22 protein-coding genes are annotated in these 21,948 nt (G+C 67.0%); 3 read left to right on the top strand and 19 right to left on the bottom strand.

The genetic code is table 11. The annotated features are described in order from the left end of the window. Window positions 1-43 precede the first annotated feature (43 nt). Window positions 44-382, bottom strand: a complete 339-nt coding sequence (locus tag E7773_RS00650) for a hypothetical protein (protein WP_293987172.1) — start codon at window positions 380-382, stop codon at window positions 44-46. On the opposite strand from E7773_RS00650, the gene E7773_RS00645 reads away from it, so the two are divergent. Further along, complete coding sequence (locus E7773_RS00645; protein ID WP_293987153.1) at window positions 356-1,828, top strand: permease; 1,473 nt, start codon at window positions 356-358, stop codon at window positions 1,826-1,828. The genes E7773_RS00650 and E7773_RS00645 overlap by 27 nt on opposite strands. Further along, window positions 1,825-2,835, top strand: coding sequence for a serine hydrolase (locus E7773_RS00640; protein ID WP_293986925.1), 1,011 nt, complete (start codon window positions 1,825-1,827; stop codon window positions 2,833-2,835). The genes E7773_RS00645 and E7773_RS00640 overlap by 4 nt, the downstream gene beginning before the upstream one ends. On the opposite strand, the gene E7773_RS00635 is transcribed toward E7773_RS00640, so the two are convergent. Next, complete coding sequence (locus E7773_RS00635) at window positions 2,832-3,659, bottom strand: phytanoyl-CoA dioxygenase family protein (protein WP_293986924.1); 828 nt, start codon at window positions 3,657-3,659, stop codon at window positions 2,832-2,834. The two genes, E7773_RS00640 and E7773_RS00635, sit on opposite strands and share 4 nt — an antisense overlap. Window positions 3,660-3,670: 11 nt before the next feature. Next, window positions 3,671-5,095: a D-alanyl-D-alanine carboxypeptidase/D-alanyl-D-alanine-endopeptidase gene (gene dacB / locus E7773_RS00630; protein ID WP_293986922.1), complete on the bottom strand. Its 1,425-nt coding sequence runs from the start codon at window positions 5,093-5,095 to the stop codon at window positions 3,671-3,673. A 53-nt stretch (window positions 5,096-5,148) separates the two neighbouring features. On the opposite strand from dacB, the gene E7773_RS00625 reads away from it, so the two are divergent. Further along, window positions 5,149-6,996: an amidohydrolase family protein gene (locus tag E7773_RS00625; RefSeq protein ID WP_293986920.1), complete on the top strand. Its 1,848-nt coding sequence runs from the start codon at window positions 5,149-5,151 to the stop codon at window positions 6,994-6,996. Here E7773_RS00625 and E7773_RS00620 read toward each other — a convergent pair. The 16 genes from E7773_RS00620 to flgB all read right to left on the bottom strand — a co-directional run bounded on the left by E7773_RS00620 (window position 6,987) and on the right by flgB (window position 21,885). Beyond that, window positions 6,987-8,228 carry a dicarboxylate/amino acid:cation symporter gene (locus E7773_RS00620; protein WP_293986918.1) on the bottom strand — a complete coding sequence of 414 codons (1,242 nt, stop codon included), beginning with the start codon at window positions 8,226-8,228 and terminating at the stop codon, window positions 6,987-6,989. The genes E7773_RS00625 and E7773_RS00620 overlap by 10 nt on opposite strands. A 151-nt stretch (window positions 8,229-8,379) precedes the next feature. Beyond that, on the bottom strand, window positions 8,380-9,945 hold the full coding sequence (locus tag E7773_RS00615; protein WP_293986916.1) for an amidohydrolase family protein: 1,566 nt from the start codon (window positions 9,943-9,945) through the stop codon (window positions 8,380-8,382). A gap of 32 nt (window positions 9,946-9,977) precedes the next feature. Then, entirely contained in the window at window positions 9,978-11,120 is a 1,143-nt protein-coding gene (locus tag E7773_RS00610) for a serine hydrolase domain-containing protein (protein ID WP_293986915.1), read from the bottom strand. Window positions 11,121-11,219: 99 nt separating this feature from the next. Then, entirely contained in the window at window positions 11,220-12,119 is a 900-nt protein-coding gene (locus tag E7773_RS00605; RefSeq protein ID WP_293986914.1) for a flagellar motor protein MotB, read from the bottom strand. Window positions 12,120-12,122: 3 nt separating this feature from the next. After that, complete coding sequence (gene motA, locus E7773_RS00600) at window positions 12,123-12,986, bottom strand: flagellar motor stator protein MotA (protein ID WP_293986912.1); 864 nt, start codon at window positions 12,984-12,986, stop codon at window positions 12,123-12,125. Window positions 12,987-13,108: 122 nt separating this feature from the next. Next, window positions 13,109-14,002 (bottom strand): flagellin, encoded by an 894-nt coding sequence (locus E7773_RS00595; protein WP_293986911.1) that lies wholly within the window; start codon window positions 14,000-14,002, stop codon window positions 13,109-13,111. A gap of 6 nt (window positions 14,003-14,008) precedes the next feature. Continuing rightward, the gene (gene flgK, locus E7773_RS00590) at window positions 14,009-15,358 is read right to left on the bottom strand and encodes a flagellar hook-associated protein FlgK (RefSeq protein WP_293986909.1); all 1,350 of its coding nucleotides are present in this window, start codon (window positions 15,356-15,358) and stop codon (window positions 14,009-14,011) included. Continuing rightward, window positions 15,355-15,717 carry a rod-binding protein gene (locus tag E7773_RS00585; RefSeq protein ID WP_293986907.1) on the bottom strand — a complete coding sequence of 121 codons (363 nt, stop codon included), beginning with the start codon at window positions 15,715-15,717 and terminating at the stop codon, window positions 15,355-15,357. Before E7773_RS00585 ends, flgK begins: the two co-directional genes overlap by 4 nt. Next, window positions 15,714-16,814 carry a flagellar basal body P-ring protein FlgI gene (locus E7773_RS00580; protein WP_293986905.1) on the bottom strand — a complete coding sequence of 367 codons (1,101 nt, stop codon included), beginning with the start codon at window positions 16,812-16,814 and terminating at the stop codon, window positions 15,714-15,716. The genes E7773_RS00585 and E7773_RS00580 overlap by 4 nt, the downstream gene beginning before the upstream one ends. Window positions 16,815-16,884: 70 nt before the next feature. Beyond that, the gene (locus tag E7773_RS00575) at window positions 16,885-17,565 is read right to left on the bottom strand and encodes a flagellar basal body L-ring protein FlgH (RefSeq protein WP_293986903.1); all 681 of its coding nucleotides are present in this window, start codon (window positions 17,563-17,565) and stop codon (window positions 16,885-16,887) included. After that, a complete protein-coding gene (gene flgG, locus E7773_RS00570; protein WP_293986901.1) occupies window positions 17,565-18,353 on the bottom strand; it encodes a flagellar basal-body rod protein FlgG in 789 nt (262 codons plus the stop codon). The genes E7773_RS00575 and flgG overlap by 1 nt, the downstream gene beginning before the upstream one ends. 13 nt (window positions 18,354-18,366) lie before the next feature. Beyond that, entirely contained in the window at window positions 18,367-19,113 is a 747-nt protein-coding gene (gene flgF, locus E7773_RS00565) for a flagellar basal-body rod protein FlgF (protein WP_293986899.1), read from the bottom strand. Window positions 19,114-19,139: 26 nt separating this feature from the next. Further along, window positions 19,140-20,408: a flagellar hook protein FlgE gene (locus E7773_RS00560; RefSeq protein WP_293986897.1), complete on the bottom strand. Its 1,269-nt coding sequence runs from the start codon at window positions 20,406-20,408 to the stop codon at window positions 19,140-19,142. Window positions 20,409-20,434: 26 nt separating this feature from the next. Then, window positions 20,435-21,121 carry a flagellar hook capping FlgD N-terminal domain-containing protein gene (locus tag E7773_RS00555; protein WP_363129632.1) on the bottom strand — a complete coding sequence of 229 codons (687 nt, stop codon included), beginning with the start codon at window positions 21,119-21,121 and terminating at the stop codon, window positions 20,435-20,437. Continuing rightward, complete coding sequence (gene flgC, locus E7773_RS00550) at window positions 21,118-21,531, bottom strand: flagellar basal body rod protein FlgC (protein ID WP_293986895.1); 414 nt, start codon at window positions 21,529-21,531, stop codon at window positions 21,118-21,120. Before flgC ends, E7773_RS00555 begins: the two co-directional genes overlap by 4 nt. Before the next feature lie 3 nt (window positions 21,532-21,534). Continuing rightward, window positions 21,535-21,885: a flagellar basal body rod protein FlgB gene (flgB, locus tag E7773_RS00545; protein ID WP_293986893.1), complete on the bottom strand. Its 351-nt coding sequence runs from the start codon at window positions 21,883-21,885 to the stop codon at window positions 21,535-21,537. Between the last annotated feature and the right edge of the window lie 63 nt (window positions 21,886-21,948).

Below are 21,948 nucleotides of genomic sequence, written 5' to 3'. Positions count from 1 at the left end.
ATCCCCCTGTCGCGCCGCTCCCCGCGGCGCTTCAATGGCAACATTAAGCAACAAAACTGCCATATTGCGCCACCCCTTTTTTCAAGTTGCGGAAACCGCTTCCATTTTGACGGGCCAGACGGGCAAAACGTGGCGTCCCGGCAACACTGCCATTGACGCGAGCGAGCGGGCGGGGGAGCTTGCGCGTGAATTGGGGAGAGTGAATGCCGTCTATTGACTGCCGACTCGTGAAGGGCCGCCCGTGACGCCGGCGACGGTCGACGATGCGGTTGTCGTGCCGCGCGACTGGCGGCGACTGGCGCTCTACCTGCTGCTCGGTTTTTCGGCGGGGCTGCCGTTCTACATGTTCAATGCGGTGTTGTTGCTGCGGCTCGCCAAGCACGGCGTCGATATCGTCACCGTGGGGTTCTTCGCCTGGGTCGCGTTGCTGCCGACCTTCAAGTTCGCCTGGGCGCCGGTCCTCGACAAATATGACATTCCCGGGTTCGGACGCTTCTGGGGCAAACGGCGCGGGTGGATCATGCTCGCGCAGTTCGGCATCTTTGCGTCGATGGCGGGGATGGCGCTGACGGCTTCCGATTTCAGTCTGCCGCTGACCGCGCTGTTCGCCACGCTGTTGGCGTTCTGGACGACGACGCTAGAAATCGCCGCCGACGCGTGGCGGATCGAACTTGCGCCGACGGCGGCGGAGCAGGGGCCGTTGGTCGCCGCCAACCTTTGGGGTTATCGCAGCGCGATGGCAGGGTCGGGGGCGGCGGTCGCGATCGTTCCGGCGTGGGATTGGAGCGGCGCGTACATGACCGTGGCCGTCATTTCGTTGCTCGCCTTCCCCTTTCTTGTCATGACAAAGGCCGGTCAGCAGCATGGCGGCGGCCGCTGGACCGCGCTCACGACGGGCACGTTGTTCAGCGCCGTGACGCTCGCATTGACGGGGCTGGCGGTTGCGCTGGCGGGCTGGCTGTTGCTGAAGGCGCTGGGGTCGGTCGGCCTCGATAATCCGGACATCGTCAAATATTGGGTGTTCGGCGTTGCGCTGGTGCCCTTCGTCGCGCTGGCAGCCGCGGTGCCGTGGCTGCGCCGATTGCCCCCGGATGCACCGCTACGGCGGTCGGCTGCGATCGGTCCGTACGTAAATGTCGCGTGGCGATACGGAGTCGTGGTCGTCCCCCTGCTGCTGTTCATTTCAATTTATCGCATGGGCGACGTGATGGCGGCGACATTCGCCCCGGTGTTATTCAACGCGCTGGGATATGGGCTGGCGCAGATCGGCGTTGCGAACGGCCTCGTCTTTGCGGTGGCGAGCATGATCGGCGTGGCGTTCGGCGGATGGCTCGCCACACGCGCTTCGATGGGATGGGCGCTGGTGATCGGTGCTGCAGTTTCCGCGATCAGTAATTGGGTGTTTGCATGGCTGGCACATCAACATCCGGGCGGCGCGATTCTCTTTACGATGCAGCTGCCCGGCTTTCACTTCCCTTCTTGGTCCCCGGACACGTGGCAGACGTTTTTTTGGTCGGCGCCGGTGACTAGTGGTGACATGAAGCTGTATTTTGCGATGGCAGTCGATCAATTCGGCCACGGTTTCGAGGGTGCGGTGTTTGTCGTTTACCTCTCGCTCTTGGTGAATCCGCGTTATCCTGCCGCACAATATGCGCTGTTCTCGGGACTGGCTTTCCTGATCCCTCGATTAGTGGCTGGCCTGTCCGGAGCGATACAAAAGTCGATCAACTACGACGGCTTTTTCATTATGGCGGGAGCGATGAGTCTGGGAGCCGTCGTGTTCCTGCCATTCGTCCTCCGAGCGCGGCCGAGGCCCGACGATACATGATCGACATCGACGCCGCGTTCGCGCCCGCCGCCGCTTATGTCGCGGACGGGCGCATCCCGGGGGCGACGCTGGGGATCATCACCGCGGGCGGCGAGCGCGCGGTGCGCGTCGCGGGCTATGCGGCGCTGATGCCCGAGCGCGAGCTGTTGACCGAGGCGCACTGGTTCGACCTCGCCTCGGTGTCGAAGGTGGTCGCGACGACCAGGATGATCCTGCAGCTGGCCGACGAGGGGAAGCTCGACCTCGATGCGCCGCTCACCAGCGCAATCCCCGATCTGCGCCAATACGATGTGGCGAACGCGGCCGAGCGTCGGCTGACGTTTCGCGATTGCCTGTCGCACCGCACCTTCTTGCCCGCGGTCGAGCCGGTCTATACCTATGGCGACGACCCCAACCGGCTGCGCGCGTTCATCCTCCAGCGCGAGTGGCGGCATGGCCCGCCGGTCTATTCGGACATCAATTTCCTGCTGCTCGGCATCGCGGTCGAGCGGATTACCGGGCGGCCGTTGTGGGCCTGGCCGCTCGGCGGGGGGCTAAGCTACGGCCCGCCCCCTGGCCCGGCGGTCGCGACCGAATTCTGCCACTGGCGCGGGCGCATGCTGAAGGGCGAGGTGCACGATGAGAATTGTTCGGCGCTCGGCGGTGCGACCGGGCATGCGGGCTTGTTCGGAACGGTCGCCGGGGTGCTCGATTTCGCCCAAGGTTTGCTCGACGGCAGCGGCGCGTCGCCGGCGATGCTGGAGGCGATCCGCACCCAGCAGTTCGAGCACCGCACCTGCGGATGGGACAGCCGCTATCCCGGCTGGCCGGGCGGCGACGCCTGCTCGGCGCACACGATCGGGCACACCGGGTTCGTCGGCACCGGGCTGTGGGTCGACTTCGACCGTGGCGTGGCGTGGGCGCTCCTCACCAACCGGGTCCATCCGACTCGGCACAGCGAGGGCGCAGCGAGCATTTTTACGCTGCGGCCCGCGACCGGTGATGCAGTGGCCGCAGCCGTTAGCTAGACGTAATGCGGCTCGGGCCGCTCGAAGAGGTCTTCGTAGTGCACCAGTGACTGCTCGGCACCGAGCGGCATCGGCTCGCCGTCGCGGAACGCCCATTCGCCGCGGTCGCAATCCTCCGCACGGACATAGCCGTTGATGTAGAGCCGGCGCAGGTGATCCGACGAATTGAGTCCCGAAGCGTGCACCAGATACGGGTTCCACAGCGCGACATCGCCGGGTTCGAGCACCAGATCGACCTGGCTCGCCGGATCGATTCCGGCCGCCTCTAGCGCCGCATCCTCGGGCGACTGGCCGAGCACCTCGGTGCTGGTGTCGAGATCGACCGCGCCGTGCGTATGGCTGCCCGGAATGAAGCGCATGCCCCCGGTATGCGGGTTGTGCGGATCGATCGCGAGCCCGGTCTGGACGTATGAGCTGCCGAGATTGCGATACGCGCTGTCGGGCTTGCGGAAGCGCGAATCCTGGTGCCACGCGAAATCGCCGCGGCTGTTGGGCAGTTTCCAGTGGAGCTGGTTGATGATCTGCTTGAGGTTCTCGCCGATCAGCGGCTTGAGGATCGCGAGGTAGCGCGGATCGGTGCGCGTCTCGTCGAGCACGCGCTGGTGGTACGACGGCCATTGCGCCATCGGCACGTGCGGCATGCCGCTGTCCCCCGCGACGACGTTGTAGAACAGATTGCCGTGGCGAAAGCTGCGTCCGTGCGCGATCCCTTCGGCATAGACCCGGTCGACCGCCGCGCCGATCCGCGCGACTTCGTCTGGCGCGAACACGCCGCGCACGATGGCATAACCCTTGTCGCGATACTCGCCAATGTAACCGGTCATGGGAGCGCCCTTTAGTTCGCCGCCGCGATCAACACCAGCGCGGCGTCCATCGCCTTGGTCGCGCTCGTGCCGTCGGGGATATCGTTGGCGTAGACCGAGAAGGTGAGCGTCCGGCCGCTGGCGGCGATCATGTACCCCGACAATGCCGACGTCGCGTTGAGGCTGCCGGTCTTGGCGAACAGTTTCCTGTCGAGGATCGTGCCCGCAAATCGCCGAGCCAGTGTGCCGTCGACGCCGCCGACCGGCAGCGTCGCGCGCCACGCCGCGCCCCAAGGTTGAGTCGCGATCCAGCGCAGCAACGCGACGGCGCCGCGCGGGGCGACCCGGTTGTAGCTCGACATGCCCGACCCGTCGGAGAAATCGAAGCTCGCGCGCGGCGCGCCGGCCTTGGCCATGACGCCGCGCACCGCGACCTGTCCGTCGGCGATCGACCCGCTTCCCGCGACCAGCGCGACGCGGCGCAGGAACAGCTCGGCATGCAGGTTCTGGCTGACCTTGTTGGTGAGCATCACGTCGTCGGCGAGCGGCGGCGGGGTGAGCTTTGCCAGCACCGGTACGGCGGGCGGCCGCGCCGGCGGAGCATTGCGGCGCACCGCCGGATCGTCGGCGGGCATCAGCGCACGGTGGCGGACGTCGATCTTGCCCGTTACGCGCACGCCCCTCGCGCGGAGCATCTCGCCGAACCGCCACGCCGCGTAGCGCGCCGGATCGTCGATCCCGACGCGCAGCCTTTCGGGCCTGGCGTCGGCGCCGATCGTGCCAGTCAGCCGCAGGACGTACCCGTTGGGTGCACGGTCGAAGCCGATGTCGCTCTTGGTGCCGGGCACCACGGTCACGCGATTCTCGACGGTGTAATAGGCCGGTAGCGTGGCTTTCCCATCGGTACCGACCGTCACGGCCAGCTCGTTGTCGTCGAGCGTCAGCGCTGAAATCCCTGTGCCCGACCGCGTTGGGATGTTGTTCCAGCTCATCCCCGGGCTCCAGCGCTCGTCGGGAAAGAGCGTGTCGTCGCCGATCACGTCGCCGACGACGCGGGTCTTCGCGGCGACCGCATCGGCCAGGGTCGCGAGGCAATCGGTCACGCAGTCGTCGGCGCTCGACAGCCGCGCGTCGCCGTTGCCGACCAGCACGACGTCGCGCCCCTCCAGCCGCACCGCCGCGCCGCCGCTCGTATCGGGGCCGGTCATGTCGGGGAGCGTCGCCCACGCCGTCGCGGTGGTGAACATCTTGGTGTTCGACGCCGGGATGAAGCGCTGGTCGGGATCGATCGCGACGATCTCGCGGCCGTTTTCGTCGACCACCATCAGTCCGAACCGCGTCCCCGCCGGCGCGGTCGCGAGCGCCGCCTCGACTTGGCTCCGCAAGCCGGCATCCTGCGCGGGCGCCGGCATCGCGGCAGCAAGCGCAAGGACAGTCGCGAAAGCCCCCTTCAGCATGGTTCATGAGCGTAAGGGTTGCGCGGCCGGGCGCAAGTCGGGAAAGTAGGGCCATGAGCCTGCTTCGCCGCCTCGCCACGATCCTCGCCATCGCATTGGGGATGAGCGCGGTATCGGCGGAGGTGCCGCGCGCGGCGCTGATCCACAATGCGCGCGTGTTCGACGGCACCGGCGCGCCGGCGGTGGTCGAGGACGTGCTGATCGTCGGCGACAGCATCGTCGCGGTCGGCCGTAATCTCAAACGGCCGCACGCGACGCGCGTGATCGATGCGCGCGGCATGACACTGATCCCGGGGCTGCACGACCTCCACACGCATTTGCGCGCGCCGGCGTTCGACGCGCCCGACGACCTCGGCAAGGCCTATGCCGCGTACCTGCTCGCCGGCGTGACGACGGTGAACGACTATTCGCTGTCGGGCGAAATGCTTAGCCCCATCCGCGACATGACCAAGCCAGGCGGAATCGCCGCGCCGCATATCGAGATGGCGGTGCGGATCGGGGTGCCGGGCGGGCACGGCACGGAATTCGGCTGGGGCGATTTCTTCACGATGCAGGTGTCGACCCCGCGCTCCGCCCACCTCGCGATGCGCCAAGCGCTCGCCTACAGGCCCGATGTCATCAAGGTGTTCGCCGACGGCTGGCGCTACGGCCGCGACCCCGACCTCAACAGTATCAACGAGGACACGCTGGCGGCGATCGTCGCCGATGCGCATGCCGCGGGCATTCCGGTCATCACCCACACGGTGACGCTCAAACAGGCCAAGATCGCCGCGATGGCGGGGGTCGATTCGGTCGGGCACGGCGTCGGCGACGCGCCGGTCGACGCCGAGCTGATCGACCTGATGAAGCGGAACCATACCGCCTATATCGCGACGCTCGCGACGTTCGAGCCGCAAGAGAATCGCACGTTCCTGCCGGCCGAATATGCCAGCCTGCGCCCCGCCGAGCGCGCGCGCGAGGATGCGCGGATGGCCAAGCCGCTCGCGCCGATCCAGCCGTATGACAGCAAGCGCTGGGCGATCATGCAGGACAATATCCGCGCGCTGAAGGCGGCGGGGATCCGCATCGCGATCGGCACCGATGCCGGGATCGAGGGGACGTACCACGGCAGCTCGACGATCCGCGAAATCCGCTGGCTGACGATGCTCGGCTTCACGCCCGCCGAGGCGCTGGTCGCGGCGACGAGCACCAGCGCGGGGATCATCGGGACCGAAAGGCAAGAGGGCACGATCAAGCCGGGGATGCGTGCCGACTTGGTGCTCATTGCCGGTAAGCCCGACGAGAATATCGCCGACCTCTACAACGTCCGTCACGTCTGGGTTGCGGGACGCGAGCAGGATCTGATCGCGCTCCGAAAGCTCGCCGACGGCGCCGCGCCGACGCCGATGCCGGTCGCGAAGATGCCCGGGCCGATCGACACCGGCGCGCGCAGCGACGGGCGCACCGATCTCGACACGCTGCCGGTCGAAAGCACCGAGGCCGGGACCGACCATAGCCGGCTGTTCTACGTCCGCCCGACCGACCCGCGTGCTGGCAAGAAGCTGTTCCTGACCGCGCGGATGGGCGCCCGCGCCCAACCCTTCGCGCAGCTGATCGTGCCGTTGACCAAGGGCGCAGTGACGCTGGCCGACGCGAGCGGCTTCACCGGCGTCGCGTTCGATGCGCGCGGTAGCGGGCGCTATTCGCTCGCGTTCGACAGTTATGGCCGCCAGCCCGACGACTGGTTCCACGCGAGCTTCGACGCCGACGAAACCGGGCGCGAGGTCCGCGTGCCGTTCAGCGCACTCCAGGGCAGCGGCGCGTTCGACCCGAAGGTTCTCCGCGCGCTGCTCATCCGGTTGCATGGCGATCCGGGTGCCACGACCTGGCTGGAGATCGGGAATCTGCGTTTCTACCGCTGATCGGACCCGCGATAGACGTCCTCGTCCAGCGCCCCTTCCCATCGCGCCACCGTCGTCGCGACGGTCAGGTTGGCGCTGGCGCTCGGGACGGTGCGCGTCATGTCGAGCAGGCGGTCGAAGGGCAGGACGAAGCCGACCACTAAGGCGGTCTGCTCGGGCGTGACGCCGACCGCCGACAGCACCGCCGCGAGCATGAACAAGGATGCCGACGGCACCGGCGCCGTGCCGAACGCGGCGAGCGCGCCGGTCAGCAGCACGAGGCCGTAAACCTGCGGCGTCAGCGGCATGCCGAACGCCTGGAGCGCGAACATGCTGAGCAGCCCCACGTACATCGCGGTACCGTCCTTGCCGATGCTCGCGCCCAAGGGCAGCACGGTCGAATAGACCGGCCGCGCGACGCCGAGATTGTCGCCCGCGACGCGCATCGCCACGGGCAAGGTCGCGCCGCTCGATGCGGTCGAGAAGGCGACGACCAGCGCGTCGATGATCCCGCGGAAGAACGGCAGTACGGGCAGCTTCGCGACGAAGCGCAAGATAAGGCTGTGCACCACCAGCATCTGGATCAGCGACCCCGCGACCACCGCGAGCGCGAGCCAGCCGACATGGACGAACACCCCCGCGCCGTTCGCCGCGACCGCGTTCCAGATCAGCGCCAGCACGCCGAACGGCGTCGCCTCCATGACGATCCCGACGACGCGGAGCAGCACCGCCGACAAGGATCGAAGCAGCGCGGCGAATGGCTTCCCCGCCTCGCCGGTCAGCACCACGCCGATTCCGAACAGGATCGCGACGAAGATCAGGGCGAGCATGTCGCCCTTCGCCAGCGCATCGACGATGTTGAGCGGGACGATGCCGATCAGTTGGTCATAGGGCGTGACGGGGGCGCCCAGCGCGTGCGGCGCGGCCGTGCCAAGCGGAGCGCCGACGCCGGGGCGGATCAGGCTCGCGACGAGCATCCCGACCGACACCGCGATCGCGGTGGTCGCGGCGAATAGCCCGATCGTCCGGGCACCCAGACTGCCGAGTTGCTTGGGGTCGGCCAGGCTGGTGATCCCGGCGGCGATGGTGACGAGGACGATCGGCGCGACGAGCATGCGGATCGCGCGGACGAACAAGTCACCGATGAACTGGACGTATGGCGCGCCGGTTGGCCAGGCGAAGGCGAGCGCGACGCCGACGACCAGCCCCGCCACGACGCGCTGCCATAGCGGAATCGCGAACCCCATTCTCATTCTCCCCTCCCGGCCTTCCGGGAGGGGCCGGGGGTGGGGGCCGAGCGCAGCGAGGCTTCTTTCCTCGCAAAAGAGCGCGACCCTGCGGGTCGCTTGCCCACCCCTAACCCCTCCCTGAAGTCAGGGAGGGGAATGCGATGGCGCATCGGGATCAACTGCACGTCCCCGGCGTCGGCGCATGCGGCAGCGCGCGGCCCGCAGCTTTGCCCGTCAGCGCGCCGTTATCGACCGCGACCACGCCGTTGACGATCACCGTCCTCACCCCGGCGGCGGGGAGGGTGGGCTGCTCGTAGGTCGCGCGCGCGGCGTAGGTCCTGGGGTCGAACACCACGACATCGGCGAACGCTCCCGGCTTAAGCTCCCCGCGCCCGGTCAGCCCGAACCATTTTGCCGTGACGCTCGACGACCGCTCGATGAACTCACGCAAGGTGATGACCTTATCCGCCACGACATATTTGGCGTATTTGCGCGCGAACGTGCCCCACACGCGCGGGTGTCCGCCCGATGCGTCGCTGTCAGTCATCACCCAGGGCTGCTTCATGAAGGCGGCAATGTCTGCCTCGCTCATGTTGAAGCTGACGGTCGCGGAGTCGTGGAGGCGGATTAGCGCGATTGCCGCCGAGATCGGGTCGGTCTTCATCGCCGCGGCGATCTGGCTGAGATATTTGCCGCGATATTGCCCTTCGGTGACAAGCAGGGTCGCCGGCCCGCCGCGCTTGCGCATGTTCTCGGCCATGTCTGCGCGCAGTTTGGGTTGGAGCGCGGGCGTGTCGAAGCGCTTGATCAGCGCCGCGGTCCCGCCGTCCTGCGCCCAGAGCGGGACGAGGCTGGCGACGAGACTCGTGCCCGATGCGCTCCACGGATACTGGCTGGCGGTGATGTTGACGCCGCTGCTCCGCGCCGCGCCGATCTTGGCGATGATCGCGGGCGCCAAGCCCTGCACGTCGACGCCGAGCGCCTTGATGTGGCTGATATGGATCGGCATCCCCGTCGCGCGGCCGATCGCGATCGCCTCGTCGATCGCCGCCATCAAGCCGACTGTGTAGGAGGATTCGTCGCGGATATGGCTGTCGTAATAGCCGCCGCGCTTGGCCGCCTCTGCGCTGAGCGCGATGACCTCGTCAGTTTTGGAGAAACTCTGCGGCGCGTAGAACAGGCCGGTCGAAAAACCGATCGCGCCTTCGCACATGCCCTTTTTGACCAATGCCTTTTCACGGTCGAGTTCGGCGGGGGTAGGCGCGCGGTTGGCGCCGCCGATCACTTGCCCGCGGATCGTGCCGAACCCGACGTACGTCGCGAAATTGATCCCGACCGGCTTGACCTTGGGCGTCGCCAGTACGCCCGCGACATCGGTCGATCCGCCGCCGTCGTTGCCGATGAACGCGGTCGTTACGCCTTGCAGCAGGAACGCCGGGATCAGCCGCGTCTTGGGGTTGGGTGACGCTAGCCAGTCACCAGCGTGCGTGTGCGGATCGATGAATCCCGGCGCGACGATCATGCCCGAAGCGTCGACCGTGCGCGTTGCCGCCATCGCCAGATGCGGCCCGACCGCGACGATCCTGTCGCCCTTGATCGCGACGTCGCCGGTGAAGGGCGCATCGTCGCCGGTATAGACGGTGCCGCCGCGGATCAGCAGGTCGGCGCCCGGCTGCGCGGGGGCCGCGCCGAGCGAGCAGCCCGCGAGGAGGGCAGCGGTGAGGGCGAGGTGCAGCTTCATGCCCGCGATCCTTTCGGTGGCACCGCGCGGGGTCAAGGCCGCGCCAGATTCTCTTCGGTCAGCGTATAGGCCGATTTGCTGCCGGCATCGGCGGGCACGTCGGTCGCGAAATAGGCCACCCCGACGCCGCGCGCGGGATCGACCCACAGCCCCGACTTGAGCCCGTACGCGTCGCCGAGATGCCCGAAGCGCGGGCGCGAATCGCGGAACGGGTCGTCGCTGCAACCGGCTTGCCGGACGGCGGTCAGGATGACGCCGAGCCCGTAGCTGCACGCCCAGCCGCTGCCGATATCGCCGTTCGCGCCGTCATAGGTCCATTGCGGGGTGGTCATCGCCTTGACCGAGGCGGGGCTGAGCAACCGTACGCCGTCGATCTTGCCGCCGAGCATCAGCAGCCGGCCGATCTTGGCGAGGTCGGGCATCGCGATGTGCAGCCCGCTCTGCGGCGCGAACGTCGCGCCGTTGCGCCCCGCGACCCAGCGCGACAGGTCGCAACTGCCGTCGCTCGCCGGGGTGACGGGACAGGCGGGGCGCTTGCCGTGATTGTCGTCGCGGGTCACGACGCCCGCGCGGTACAGCACGACGCCCTTGGCAATTGTCGCGTCGTCGCACGTGTCCCATTGGTAACAGGCGCGGAGCCGGAGCGGGCGGATCACCAGCCGGTCCATCAGCCGGTCGAACCGCTCCCCCGTCGCGCGCTCCATCACCGCGGCAACCACCGGGAAGTTGAAATTGACGTAGCGAAAGTAGGTGCCGGGCGCGTGGCTCGCGTCCCATGCCTTGGGGTCGGCGAGCACTTTTCCCATGTCGCCGTCGAGCGGCAGGACATAATCGATGTTATCGGTCAGGCTCGAACGGTGCGACAACAACAGCCGCAGCGTGATCGGCGTGTCGGGAAAGGCCGGGTTGCGGAAGGTATAGCCGAGGTAGCGCGACACATCGGCGTCGAGGTCGAGCTTGCCCGCCTCGACCAGCCGCATCACGCCGATCGTGGTTACGAGCTTGGAGATCGACGCGATCCGCACCACGCTGTCGGGCGTCACCGCGCGGTTGGCGGCGGCATCGGCCAGCCCTTCGCTCTGGACCGAGGTGACTCCGTCCTTATCGAACGTGACGCGAACGCTCGCGGCGGGCTGCGCGGCTGCGGCGGCGAGAAGAAAAGCGAGGGGGAGCATCGGCGGAGACTAAAACAACGTCATCCCAGTGCAAGCTGGGATCTCATGCCGTATCGCGCCGCCCGAGACCCCAGCTTTCGCTGGGGTGACGGAGAATGACTATTGCTTGAACGACCCCGCGCGCCACAGGAGGGTGATCGACACGCGGCGGTTGCGCGGGTCGGCGGGGTTGTTCTCGATCATCGGCTCGCGGTCGGCGACGCCTTCGATGCGGTAGAAGCGCGCCTCGGGCGTGCCGCCCGCCGACAGCCTGCGGCGTGTCGCCTCGGCGCGGCCCGACGACAGCATCCAGTTGTTCATCGCATTGGGGTCGCCGTAACCGAGATTGTCGGTGTGGCCGCGGATCATGATCGGGTTCTGCGTCCCCTGAATGGTCTGCGCGATCAGCCCGATCAGCTTGTCCGCCTCGGGCACCAATTGCGTCGTGCCCAGCGCGAACATCGAATAATCGGCATCGTCGACCAGATCGATGCGGAGACCATCGCGGGTCTGGACGAAGCGGACATGGCTGGCGAGCCGCTTGAGCGGCGCGGCCTGCATCGCCAGCGTCAGGCGGCGCTTCATCGCCTCGAAATTCTTGGTGTCCTCGGCGGTCAGTTGCTGGTTCTTGAGCGAGCCCTTATCGCCCGATCCGGCGTCGTTGCCGCCGACCGCGCCGATCGGAATCGTCATCGACCGCGTGCCGGTTTGCGCCGCCCGGTTCGGGTAATTGTCCTTGTCGGTGATCGACGAGCCGCCGAAGATGCCGTTCGACCCCGCGCTGTTTTCCTTCAATTCGACCAGCGTCGGCGCGAAATAATCGGCGATCGACTTACGTTGCTTCTCGGTCGTGGCGCCGAGAATCCATAGCAGCAGGAAGAACGCCATCATCGCGGTCACGAAGTCGGCATAGGCGACCTTCCACGCGCCGCCATGGTGCGCGCCGTGCCCCTCGATATAGATCTTCTTGTAGATGATCCGCGGCGGCTGGTTCGAGCCATGCGGTGCGCGCGCGGCCATGGCTTAGCGACCCCTGAGGCCGTCGAACACTTCGGCGAAGCCTGGCTGGTTGGCATGCGCGATGCCCGAGCGGGCGGCCTCGATCACCAGCGGCTGGGGATGGCCGTGGAGCGAGGCGATGATGATCTGCTTGACGACGTGATAGATCGCCGCGTCGGCGTCGATGATCTGCTTGAGCCGCGTCGCGAGCGGGCCGACGATGCCGTAGGCAAGCAGCACGCCCAGGAACGTGCCGACCAATGCCGAGCCGATCATTGCGCCCAGGATCGCGGGCGGCTTGTCGATCGACCCCATCGTCTTCACCACGCCGAGCACGGCGGCGACGATGCCAAGCGCGGGGAGGGCGTCCGACAACGACTGCAGCGTCGATTGCGGCCCTTCGACCGCGTGATGGTGCGTCTTGATCGCGTTATCCATCACTTCCTCGACCGCGTGCACGTCGAGCGTGCCCGACGACACGACGACGAGCCGCAGCGTGTCGGCGATCAGATTGGTCAGCGTATGGTCGGCGAGCAGGCGGGGATATTCGGCGAAGATCGCGGAGGATTTGGGGTCTTCGACATGCGGCTCGAGCGCGATCGGGCCGTCCATCCGCAGCATCTTCATCAGCTTCGAGACGAGGAAGATGACGTCGAGATAGTCCTGTTTCTTGTATTTCGGGCCCTTCATGACCTTGGCCACGCCGCCGCCCAGCGCCTTCAGTTCCTTGGTCGAATTGCCGATGATCAGCGCGCCGGCCGCGGCGCCGCCGATGATGAGCATTTCGTGCGGGATTGCTTCCAGAATCGGTCCCAGCGCGCCGCCCGTGAAGACGAACCCGCCGAAGACCATCGCCAGCAGAACAACAAGGCCGATGACCGGAAACATTAGTGTCGAAAATCCCCCATCTTTCCGCGGCCGAAGCCGGGACTGACCCGGCAGACATGAGGGTTAAGCCGGTTTGGTATCCAACTCGTTAACCCTGTTAGAAAATGGACCCGGATCGGGGCTCATTTCAGATAATCGAACAGCGACAGGCTGGAGAGTTTGGTGAAGCTCGCCTGTGCCGCCGACAGGATCGTCATCGTCTTCTGCAGGTCGGTGATCGCCTGCGTGACGTCGGTGTCCTCGATCGACGATCGCGTGGCTTCACGGTCGGTGGCGATATCGGCCATCCGGCTCGATTCGATGTCGACGCGTTGCGCGCGCGCGCCGAGCGAGCCCTGCACTGCGGCAACCTGGCTGTTCGACGCGGTCAGCTTGTCGCCGATTGTCCCTGCGATCGCCGAAACGTCGCCGGTGCCGCGCAGCGCGGCGGACAGCGAGGAGATATCGGACAGGACGTTGCCGCCGCTCGCATCGACGAACAGTCGCGACGCGGCATCGCCGGGCGCGGCGCTCGACGAATCGCCGATCGGAATCGTCGTCGGGCCGGTGCTCGCGATGGTGAAGCTTCCGTCCGAATTGGCGGTGACGGCGGGGCTGTCGCCCGCGGCGAAGATCGACGCGCCGCGCGAATCCTTGGCGTTGGCGAGGTCGGTCAGCGCCTTGACGATCGAATCGAGCTGGTCGGCGATGACGCTGCGGTCGCTCGCCGACAGCGATCCGCTGTTGGCCTTGACCGCCAGTTCCTTGGCTTGCTGAATTTCGTCGGCGATCGACTTGAGCGTCGTGTCGGCCTGGCTCAGCGCGGAGCTCACGATCGTGATGTTGCCGGTATAGGCCTGGTCGTTGCCGGCGTCGCGGGTCAGCCCCTGCAGCCGGCGGTAGCCGACCGCGTCGTCCGACGGCGCGAGCAGCTTCTTGCCGGTCGAGACCTGGACCTGGAGCTTGTCGGCCGCCGCGGTCAGCGCCTGAAAATTGCGCTGGTTCGACGTGTAGAACTGGTTGGTGCTGATCTGCATGACTGCTTACCGGATGTCGATGATCGACTGTATCGTGTCGCGCGCGACCTGGATCACGCGGCTGGTCGCCGAATAGGCTTGCTGGAAGCGCATCAGGTCGACCGCTTCGGTGTCGAGATCGACGCCGGAGAGCGAATCGCGCGCGCTGACCGCAGTGTCGCGGATCGTCTGTTGCGCGTCGGCGACCGACTTGCGCTGCGCGAGTGCCGAAGCATTGGTCGTGGTCATGTCGACCACGTTGTTTTCGTAATTGCCGGTGGTGCGGAGGCTCGCGAACGCAGCGAGGTTGCTGTTGTCGCGCTGCCCGCCGCCGACCGCCGCCGCGGCGATCCCGCGCGGATCGTCGAGCGTGACGGAGACTTGCGCGGTGCCCTGGCTCGGGTCGATCGCGAACATCGCCGCGCCGCTGTTGTTGTCGAGGTCGCGCCCGCCTGCCTGGACCGCGTTGACGCCGTCGACGAAGTTCTGCGCGATGCCCTGCAACTGGACGCGCGCGTCGGCGATGCGTTGGGCGCCGTCGACGATCCCGGCGAGCGCGCCGCCCACCGGCGTCAGCGTCGATTCGGTCACGCCGGTCAGCACGCGGAAAGCGATGGTGCCCGCGCTGTTGCGCGAATAGCCGACGGTCGCGGCGGTGTTGCCGTCGACCAGCAACGGCCCGCCGCTTCCCCCGACATGGACGCTCGCGCGCCCGGCATTGTCGTAGCTGACGTTGACGTCGGTCAGCGCGCTCATCGCCTCGAGCGTCTGGTCGCGCTGGTCGAGCAATGCGGCATTGCCCGCGGTGCCGGCGGCGGCGCGGCCGAGCCCGGTGTTGATCCGCGCCAGCGTCGCCGCGAGCGAATTGAGCGACGACACGGTGTCGCGCGTCGTGGTGTCGAGGTCGGCCGAGACTCGGTCGAGCGACGCGCCGGTCTCGCTGAACGCGCTCGCCACGCCAGAGGCGGATTCGAGCATCGCCGAGCGCGCCGCGGTCGAGGTCGGGTCGCCCGCCAGCGTCGTCGCCGAGGTGAAGAACGACGACAGCCGCGTGCCGAGCACGCTGCCCGAAAGACTCGTTTCGATCCGGTCGAGCCAGCCGACGCTGGTCGATGTCTTGGCGAGGTCGGCGCCCGAAGACAAAACCTCGGCCTGCTTGAACATATCGCCCGCGCGCTGCACGCCGACGACCGCGGCGCCTTCGCCGCTGCCGATCGATTGCGCGCTGACGCCGCCGATTGAGGCGACTTCCTTGATGTTGGTGGTGCGGCGCGAATAGCCGGCGGTGCCCGCGTTCGCGATATTCTCCGACACGGTGTTGAGCGCGACCTGATAGGCGCGCAGCCCGCTCGCGCCGATCGCCAGCATGTCGCTCATGACGGCGTGCTCGTGCTAGCGGCGGCGGGTGCGCCCGGCTGCAACGCGGTCTGCGACTTGGCGAGGAACTCGGTCATCGCCTTGCCGATGCCGATCGGCTGATGCGCGGCCATTCCTTCGGCGACCTGCTTGTCCTGCATGTCGCGGAACGTGTCCTGGTCCTTGTTGTAGAACGGATTGTCGTCGTCGCTGGTCAGCTTGGCCTGACGCATCGATTTCATCATCATGCCGATGAACACCGCCTCGAACTTCTCGCCCGCCTTTTTCAGATTGGCGGCCGAGCCGAGCCGACTGGTGTCGAGCGAGATGCCCGTCGTCGGCGTCGTGGCCGAGGGCGCGGGAGGGAGGATGTCGGTCACAGGATGATCAACTCCGCCTTGAGCGCCCCTGCCTCTTTCAAGGCTTCGAGGATCGCGACGAGATCGGACGGCGAGGCGCCGATCGCATTCACCGCCTTCACGATGTCGGCGAGCTTCGGGCCCGGCGCGAGCAGGAACATCGGACGCTTTTCCTCGTCGACCTGCACGCCGGACTTCTGTTCTTTCGCGGTCTGGCCCTGGCTGAACGGCGCGGGCTGGACGACGGTTTCTTTCTCGTCGATCCGCACGGTCAGCTTGCCGTGCGTGACCGCGGCCGGGCCGACGCGGACCGCCGAGTTGATCACGACGGTGCCGGTCCGCGCGTTGACGATGACCTTGGCGGGCGGTTCGGCCGAGACGACGTCGAGGTTTTCGATGCCCGACATGATCGTCGCGCGGGTGTCGGCGCCGGCGGGCGCGTTGACGCGGATCGACACGCCGTCGACCGCCTCCGCCACGCCGGCGCCGTAGCGCGCGTTGATCGCCGCGGCGACATTCTGCGCCGTGGTGAAGTCCGACCGCGCGAGGTTGAAGGTAAGCGTGGGAGCGGTATCGAACCCGGTCGCGACGGTGCGCTCGACCGTCGCCCCTTCGGGGATACGCCCGGTCGAGGGCACGTTGACCACGACCGACGATCCGTCCTTGCCCTCGACACCCAGGCCGCCGACCGCGAGGTTGCCCTGCGCCATCGCGTAAATCTGGCCGTCGGCGCCCATCAGCGGGGTGAGGATCAACGCGCCGCCGCGCAGCGACTTGGCCTTGCCCATCGAGGCGACGGTGATGTCGATCTTCTGCCCCGGCTTGGCGAACGGCGGCAGCTCGGCGGTGATCATCACCACCGCGGCGTTCTTGAGGCCGGGGTTGACCCCGGCGGGCAGGTTGAGCCCGAAACGCGACGCCACGGCCTTCGCCGACTGGATGGTATATTCGAGGTTGTCGTCGCCCGTCCCCGCGAGCCCGACGACGATGCCGTAGCCTGTCAGCTGGTTGGTGCGGATGCCCTGGAACGCGCCCAGGTCCTTGATGCGATCGGCTGAGGCCGGGGCCGCAACGACACCAGCGATCAGGGCAAGACAGGCGAGGAAAGCACGCAGCATGGGGCGATATCCAATCATTGTCGTCCGGCGTGTCGCACGGCGATGGTTAAGACCGTGCTAACCATCCGGCCTAGAACGGGCTGATCACGGAGAAGAAGCGGCTGAGCCAGCCCTGGCGGCCGGCGCGGGCGACGTCGCCCTTGCCGGTGTAGGCGATGCGGGCATCGGCGACGCGGGTCGACAAAACGCGGTTGTCGGCACTGATGTCCGCCACGCGGACGATGCCCTTGATCTGGACGAACTCGTCGCCGCGGTTGAGCGTGACGCGCTTCTGCCCCTGCACGAGCATCGTGCCGTTGGGGTAGACTTCGACCACGGTCACCGAGACTTCGCCCGACAGCGAATTGGACTGGTCCGCGGTGCCCTTGCCGTCGAAATTGCGGTTGCCGCTAAGGCTCAGGTCGGTCGGCTTGACCGCCGACAACAGCCCCGTCGATGGCGGCGTGATGCCGAACCCGCCGCCCGAATCGAGCTTCGACGACGAGGATTTCGAGGCCGACATGTTCTCGACCAGCACGATCGTCAGCGGATCGCCGACGCGGCGCGCGCGCGTGCCTTCGTACAGCGCGGCATAGCCGTCCTGCGGCTGGAAGATGCTGCCGTTGGCGGGCGGCGGCGCAGCCGGCTTGGGCGGCGGCGCGGCGGAGAAGTCTTCGGGCGGCTTCTTCTTGCCGAAGATGCCAGCCTCGGCCGGTGCGCCGGCACCAAGCGCGAGCGCCCCAACGGCGACAATGATGAGAACGTTGCGCATCACAGGTTCTGGTTCACGTATTTGAGCATGTCGTCGGTCGCGGAGATCATCTTCGAATTGACCTCGTACGCGCGCTGGCACTCGATCATGTCGACCAGTTCCTCGACCACGTTGACGTTCGACGCTTCGAGCATGCCCTGGCGGATCGTGCCGCGGCCGTCCTCGCCCGCGACGCCCAGATTGGCCGCACCGCTCGCGGCGGTTTCGGTCAGGTAGTTGTCGCCCTTCGACTGCAACCCGCCCGAATTGGGGAAGGTCGCGATCTGGATCTGACCGAGCGTCGAGGGCTCGGTCTGCCCCGCGACGGTGGCCGAGACGGTGCCGTCGGTGCCGATCGTGATCCCGGTCGTGCCTTCGGGGACGGTGATGCCGGGCATCACCTGATAGCCTTCGTTGGTCACCAGCAGCCCTTCGGGGCTGCGCGAGAAATTGCCCGAGCGCGTGTAGCCGAGCTGGCCGCCCGGCAACTGGACCTGGAAATAGCCGTCGCCATCCAATGCCATGTCGAGGCTGTTTCCGGTGGTCTGCATCGACCCCTGCGTGTCCATCCGCGCGGTGCCCTGGATGCGCACGCCGGTGCCGAGGTTGAGGCCGGTCGCATACTTGCTTTCGCTCGACGACGACGCGCCGGCGGCGGTCACCGTCTGATACGACAGCGTCGCGAACGACGCGCGGTCCTTCTTGAACCCGGTCGTGTTGACGTTGGCCAGGTTGTTCGAGATCACTCGCATCCGCATGTCCTGGGCGTCGAGCCCGGTGCGGGCGATATGCATCGCGGCGCTGCTCATCTCATTTCACTCCTCAGCTCGGCATGCGCATCGTCGATGCGCCGCTTTCGTCCATGTCCTTGGCGGACTTCATCAGGTTGGCCTGCACTTCGTAGGCGCGCTGGTTTTCGATCATGTCGACCAGCGCCTGCGTCATGTTGACGTTCGATTGCTCGAGCATCCCGCTTTCGCACTTCGCATCCTCGTCGGTCGGCAGCACGCCGCCGCCCTTGACGTGGACGAGGTTGTCGAGGCCCTTGACCGTGTCCGACCCCTTGGGGCTGACGAACTTGATGCGGTCGACCACTTGCGGGTTCTTGGCATCGCCCCCGACCGGCACGATCGACAGCGTGCCGTCGCCCGCGATCGAAATGGCGGAAGCCGGCGGCACGGTGATGGGTGCCCCCCCGGACCCCATCACCGGGAAACCGTCGCCGGTTTCCAGTACGCCACTCGCCGAAACGTTGAGGTCGCCGCGGCGCGTATAGGCTTCGCTGCCGTCGGTCGCCTGGACCGCGATCCACTGGTCGCCCGGAATCGCGATGTCGAGGTTGCGCCCGGTGGAGATGATCGTTCCCGCCGAGCGGTCGAAGTCCTTGACCTCTTCCGACGCCGAGGTCCGCGTGTCGAGGCCGTCGCCGTTGAGCATCAGGCTGTCGAAATTGACACGCTCGGCACGAAAACCGATCGTCGACGCGTTCGCCATGTTGTTGGCGATGACGGCTTGCGCCGCCATCCGCGCCTTCAACCCCGACGCCGCCGTATAGATCAGCTTGTCCATTCAGGCTCCCCCCGCTTGCCCCGTCATCAGGTGCGGATGTTGAAGATGGTTTCGGAGATCTGGCTCGCGGTATCCAGCGCCTTGGCATTCGCCTGGAAGTTGCGCTGCGCCGCGATCAGATTGACCAGCTCCTCGGTGATGTCGACGTTCGAGCGTTCGATCGTCGACGACATCAGGTTGCCGAACCCGTCGACGCCCGCCGAGCCCAGCTTCGGCTCGCCCGACAGGCCGGTCGCGGCCCAGGTCGAGTCGCCGAGCTGGCGCAAGCCCGCTGGATCGGTGAAGTTCGCGAGCACCACGCGGCCCAGCGACTGGATGTCGCCGTTCGAAAAGCTCGCCTTGACCGTGCCGTCGCTATCGACGGTGACGCCCTCGATCTGCCCCACCGCCGCGCCGTCCTGCGTGCGCGACGAGATGTTGAACGGCTGTGCGAGTTGCGCGGTCGCGGCACCAAAGTTGAACGACGCGACCTGCGCGCTCGGTGAGCCGGCGGGCGTGAACGGGTCGAACGTGGTGGCCGACGTCGGCGCGGTGATCGCCCCGTTCGAATCGAAGGTCAGCGTGATCTTGTTGCTGCCGCCCGCGGTGAGGGGGGTGTCACCGACATAGTTATAGACTTCCCAGGTCGAATCGACGCCCGGACCGGTCGAGGCCGCGGTGCGCTTGAAGTAGGTCGTCATCGTCTGCGGGTTGCCGTTGTTGTCGTAGATCGTCGTCGCGGTCGACTGGTTGTAGCTCGCCGGGTCGAAGCGATCGAACGTCGCGGTGGTCGGGATCGCGCCCGACGACGGCAGGTTGACCGTCATGTTGATCTGGCTGGTCGGGACCGCGGTGCCGCTAGTCGCGGGCAGCTGGAGGCTCTTGGTCTGGTCGATGCCGGTCGCGACCACCGCGCCCGACCCGTCGACCGGATAGACCTGGAGGAAATTGCCCTGCGCGTCCGTCACGTAGCGGTCCTGGTTGACCAGGAAACCGCCGTTGCGCGTGAAGTTGACCTTCGACCCGTCGAGCTGCGGCTTGACCGCGAAGAACCCGTCGCCCGAAATCGCGAGATCGAGGCTCGACGACGACTGGATCAGATTGCCCTGACTGAACTGCTGGCGATTGGCCTTCACCACGACGCCCGACCCGGTCATCTGCGTCGGCGAGACGCTGACGCTCGACGCGATCACATCGGCGAAATCGGTGCGGCTCTTCTTGAAGCCGTTGGTCGCGACGTTGGCGAGGTTGTGCGAGATCGTGTTCATCTCGGTCTGTGCGGCCTGGAGGCCCGAAAGCGACGTGTAGAAGGACATGGGTGTTACTCCTCAGGGGGTGGGGGTCAGCCGACCTGGCGGACGGCGGAAAGGGCGATGGCGCCGAGCCCGGCGACGTTGAGCGTCGGGGTATCGCCCGACATCGAGACCGAGGTCACCGGCGCCCACACGAGCGGGTGCGTGGCGACGGCCTGGCCATTGTTGGTCGCCGTCGCGGTGACCTTGAACGGCCCCGCGCCGGCGGGCTGGCCCGCGTCGGTGGTGCCGTCCCAGTCGAACTGCGTCGTGCCCTGGCCGGCCTGGCCGAGCTTGAGCGTCTTGAGCGTCGCGCCGTTGGCGTCCTGGATCGTAACCGTCACATCGGTCGCGTCGCCGTCGAGCTCGACCGCGCCGGCGATCCCGCCGCTGGTGCGCCCGAACGCGGTGTCGCCCTCGGTCAGCACGGTCTTGCCGACGTACGACAGCGCGTCGGCGGTCGAGGTGCCGGTCAGCTTCGCGGCGATCGTCTTGAGCGTCGACGCCATGTCGGTGATCCCCGACAGCGACGAGAATTGCGCCATCTGCGCCACCATCTGCGTGTTGTCGACGGGGGCGAACGGATCCTGGTTCTGGAGCTGCGCGGTCATCAGCTTCAGGAAATCGGCCTGGCCGAGCGTCTGCGACGCGGCGGTCGAGACGGTCGGGGTCGCGGCGGAACCGCTACGGCCGACGCCGAGATTGGCGAGCGTGGTGTCGAAGGTGCTGGTCATCATGATTTCCCGAGCTTGAGCGTATCGACGATCAGCGACTTGGCGGTCTGCATCACCTCGACATTGTTCTGGTAGCCCCGCGCGGTCTCCATCATGTCGACCAGTTCGCGGGTTTCATCGACGTTCGATTCCCACACGTTGCCGTCCTTGTCGGCCATCGGATTGGCGGGATCGTAGCGCTTGGTTGGCGCCTCGCCGGCGGTGACGACGCTCTCGACGTCGACCGTCGACATGCCGCTCGCCTTGTCGAAGCTGGTGCGGAACACCGGCTTGATCGTGCGGTACGCGGTCTCGGGCGAGCTCGCGACCGACCCGGCGTTGGCCAGGTTGGAAGCGGTGGTGTTCATCCGCACGAGCTGCGCGCTCATCGCGCGGCCCGATACCTGGAAGATCGAAAGCGGTCCGTTGGGCATGGCTTATTCCCCCCTCAGCGCGCGCGTGATCTGACCGATCCGCCCGTTCAGGAACGACAGCGTCGTCTGGTACTGGACGGCGTTTTCGGCGAACGCGGTCTGCTCGGTCGAGAGGTCGACGGTATTGCCGTCGAGGCTGGGCTGGAGCGGAACGCGGTACATCGTTGCGCCCGAAATCGCGCCGTCATCGACGCTGCCACCCTGGGCGGCCGCCATCGCCTTTTGGAAATCGATGTCGCGCGCCTTGAACCCGGGGGTCGAGGCGTTGGCGATGTTGGACGCCAGGATACCCATGCGCTGGCCGCGCACTTCGAGCGCTGCCCCATGTATCCCGAACAGACTGTCGTCGGCCATGTGCCGGTCCTCGCGTAAAATCCTGCGCGAGAGTTCAGCAAAGGTCGTGCCAAGTGGCTTCAA

Origin of the sequence: Sphingomonas sp., assembly GCF_004799495.1 — a bacterium.
Lineage (GTDB): Bacteria > Pseudomonadota > Alphaproteobacteria > Sphingomonadales > Sphingomonadaceae > Sphingomonas.
This window is presented reverse-complemented; position numbering and strand designations above follow the sequence as displayed.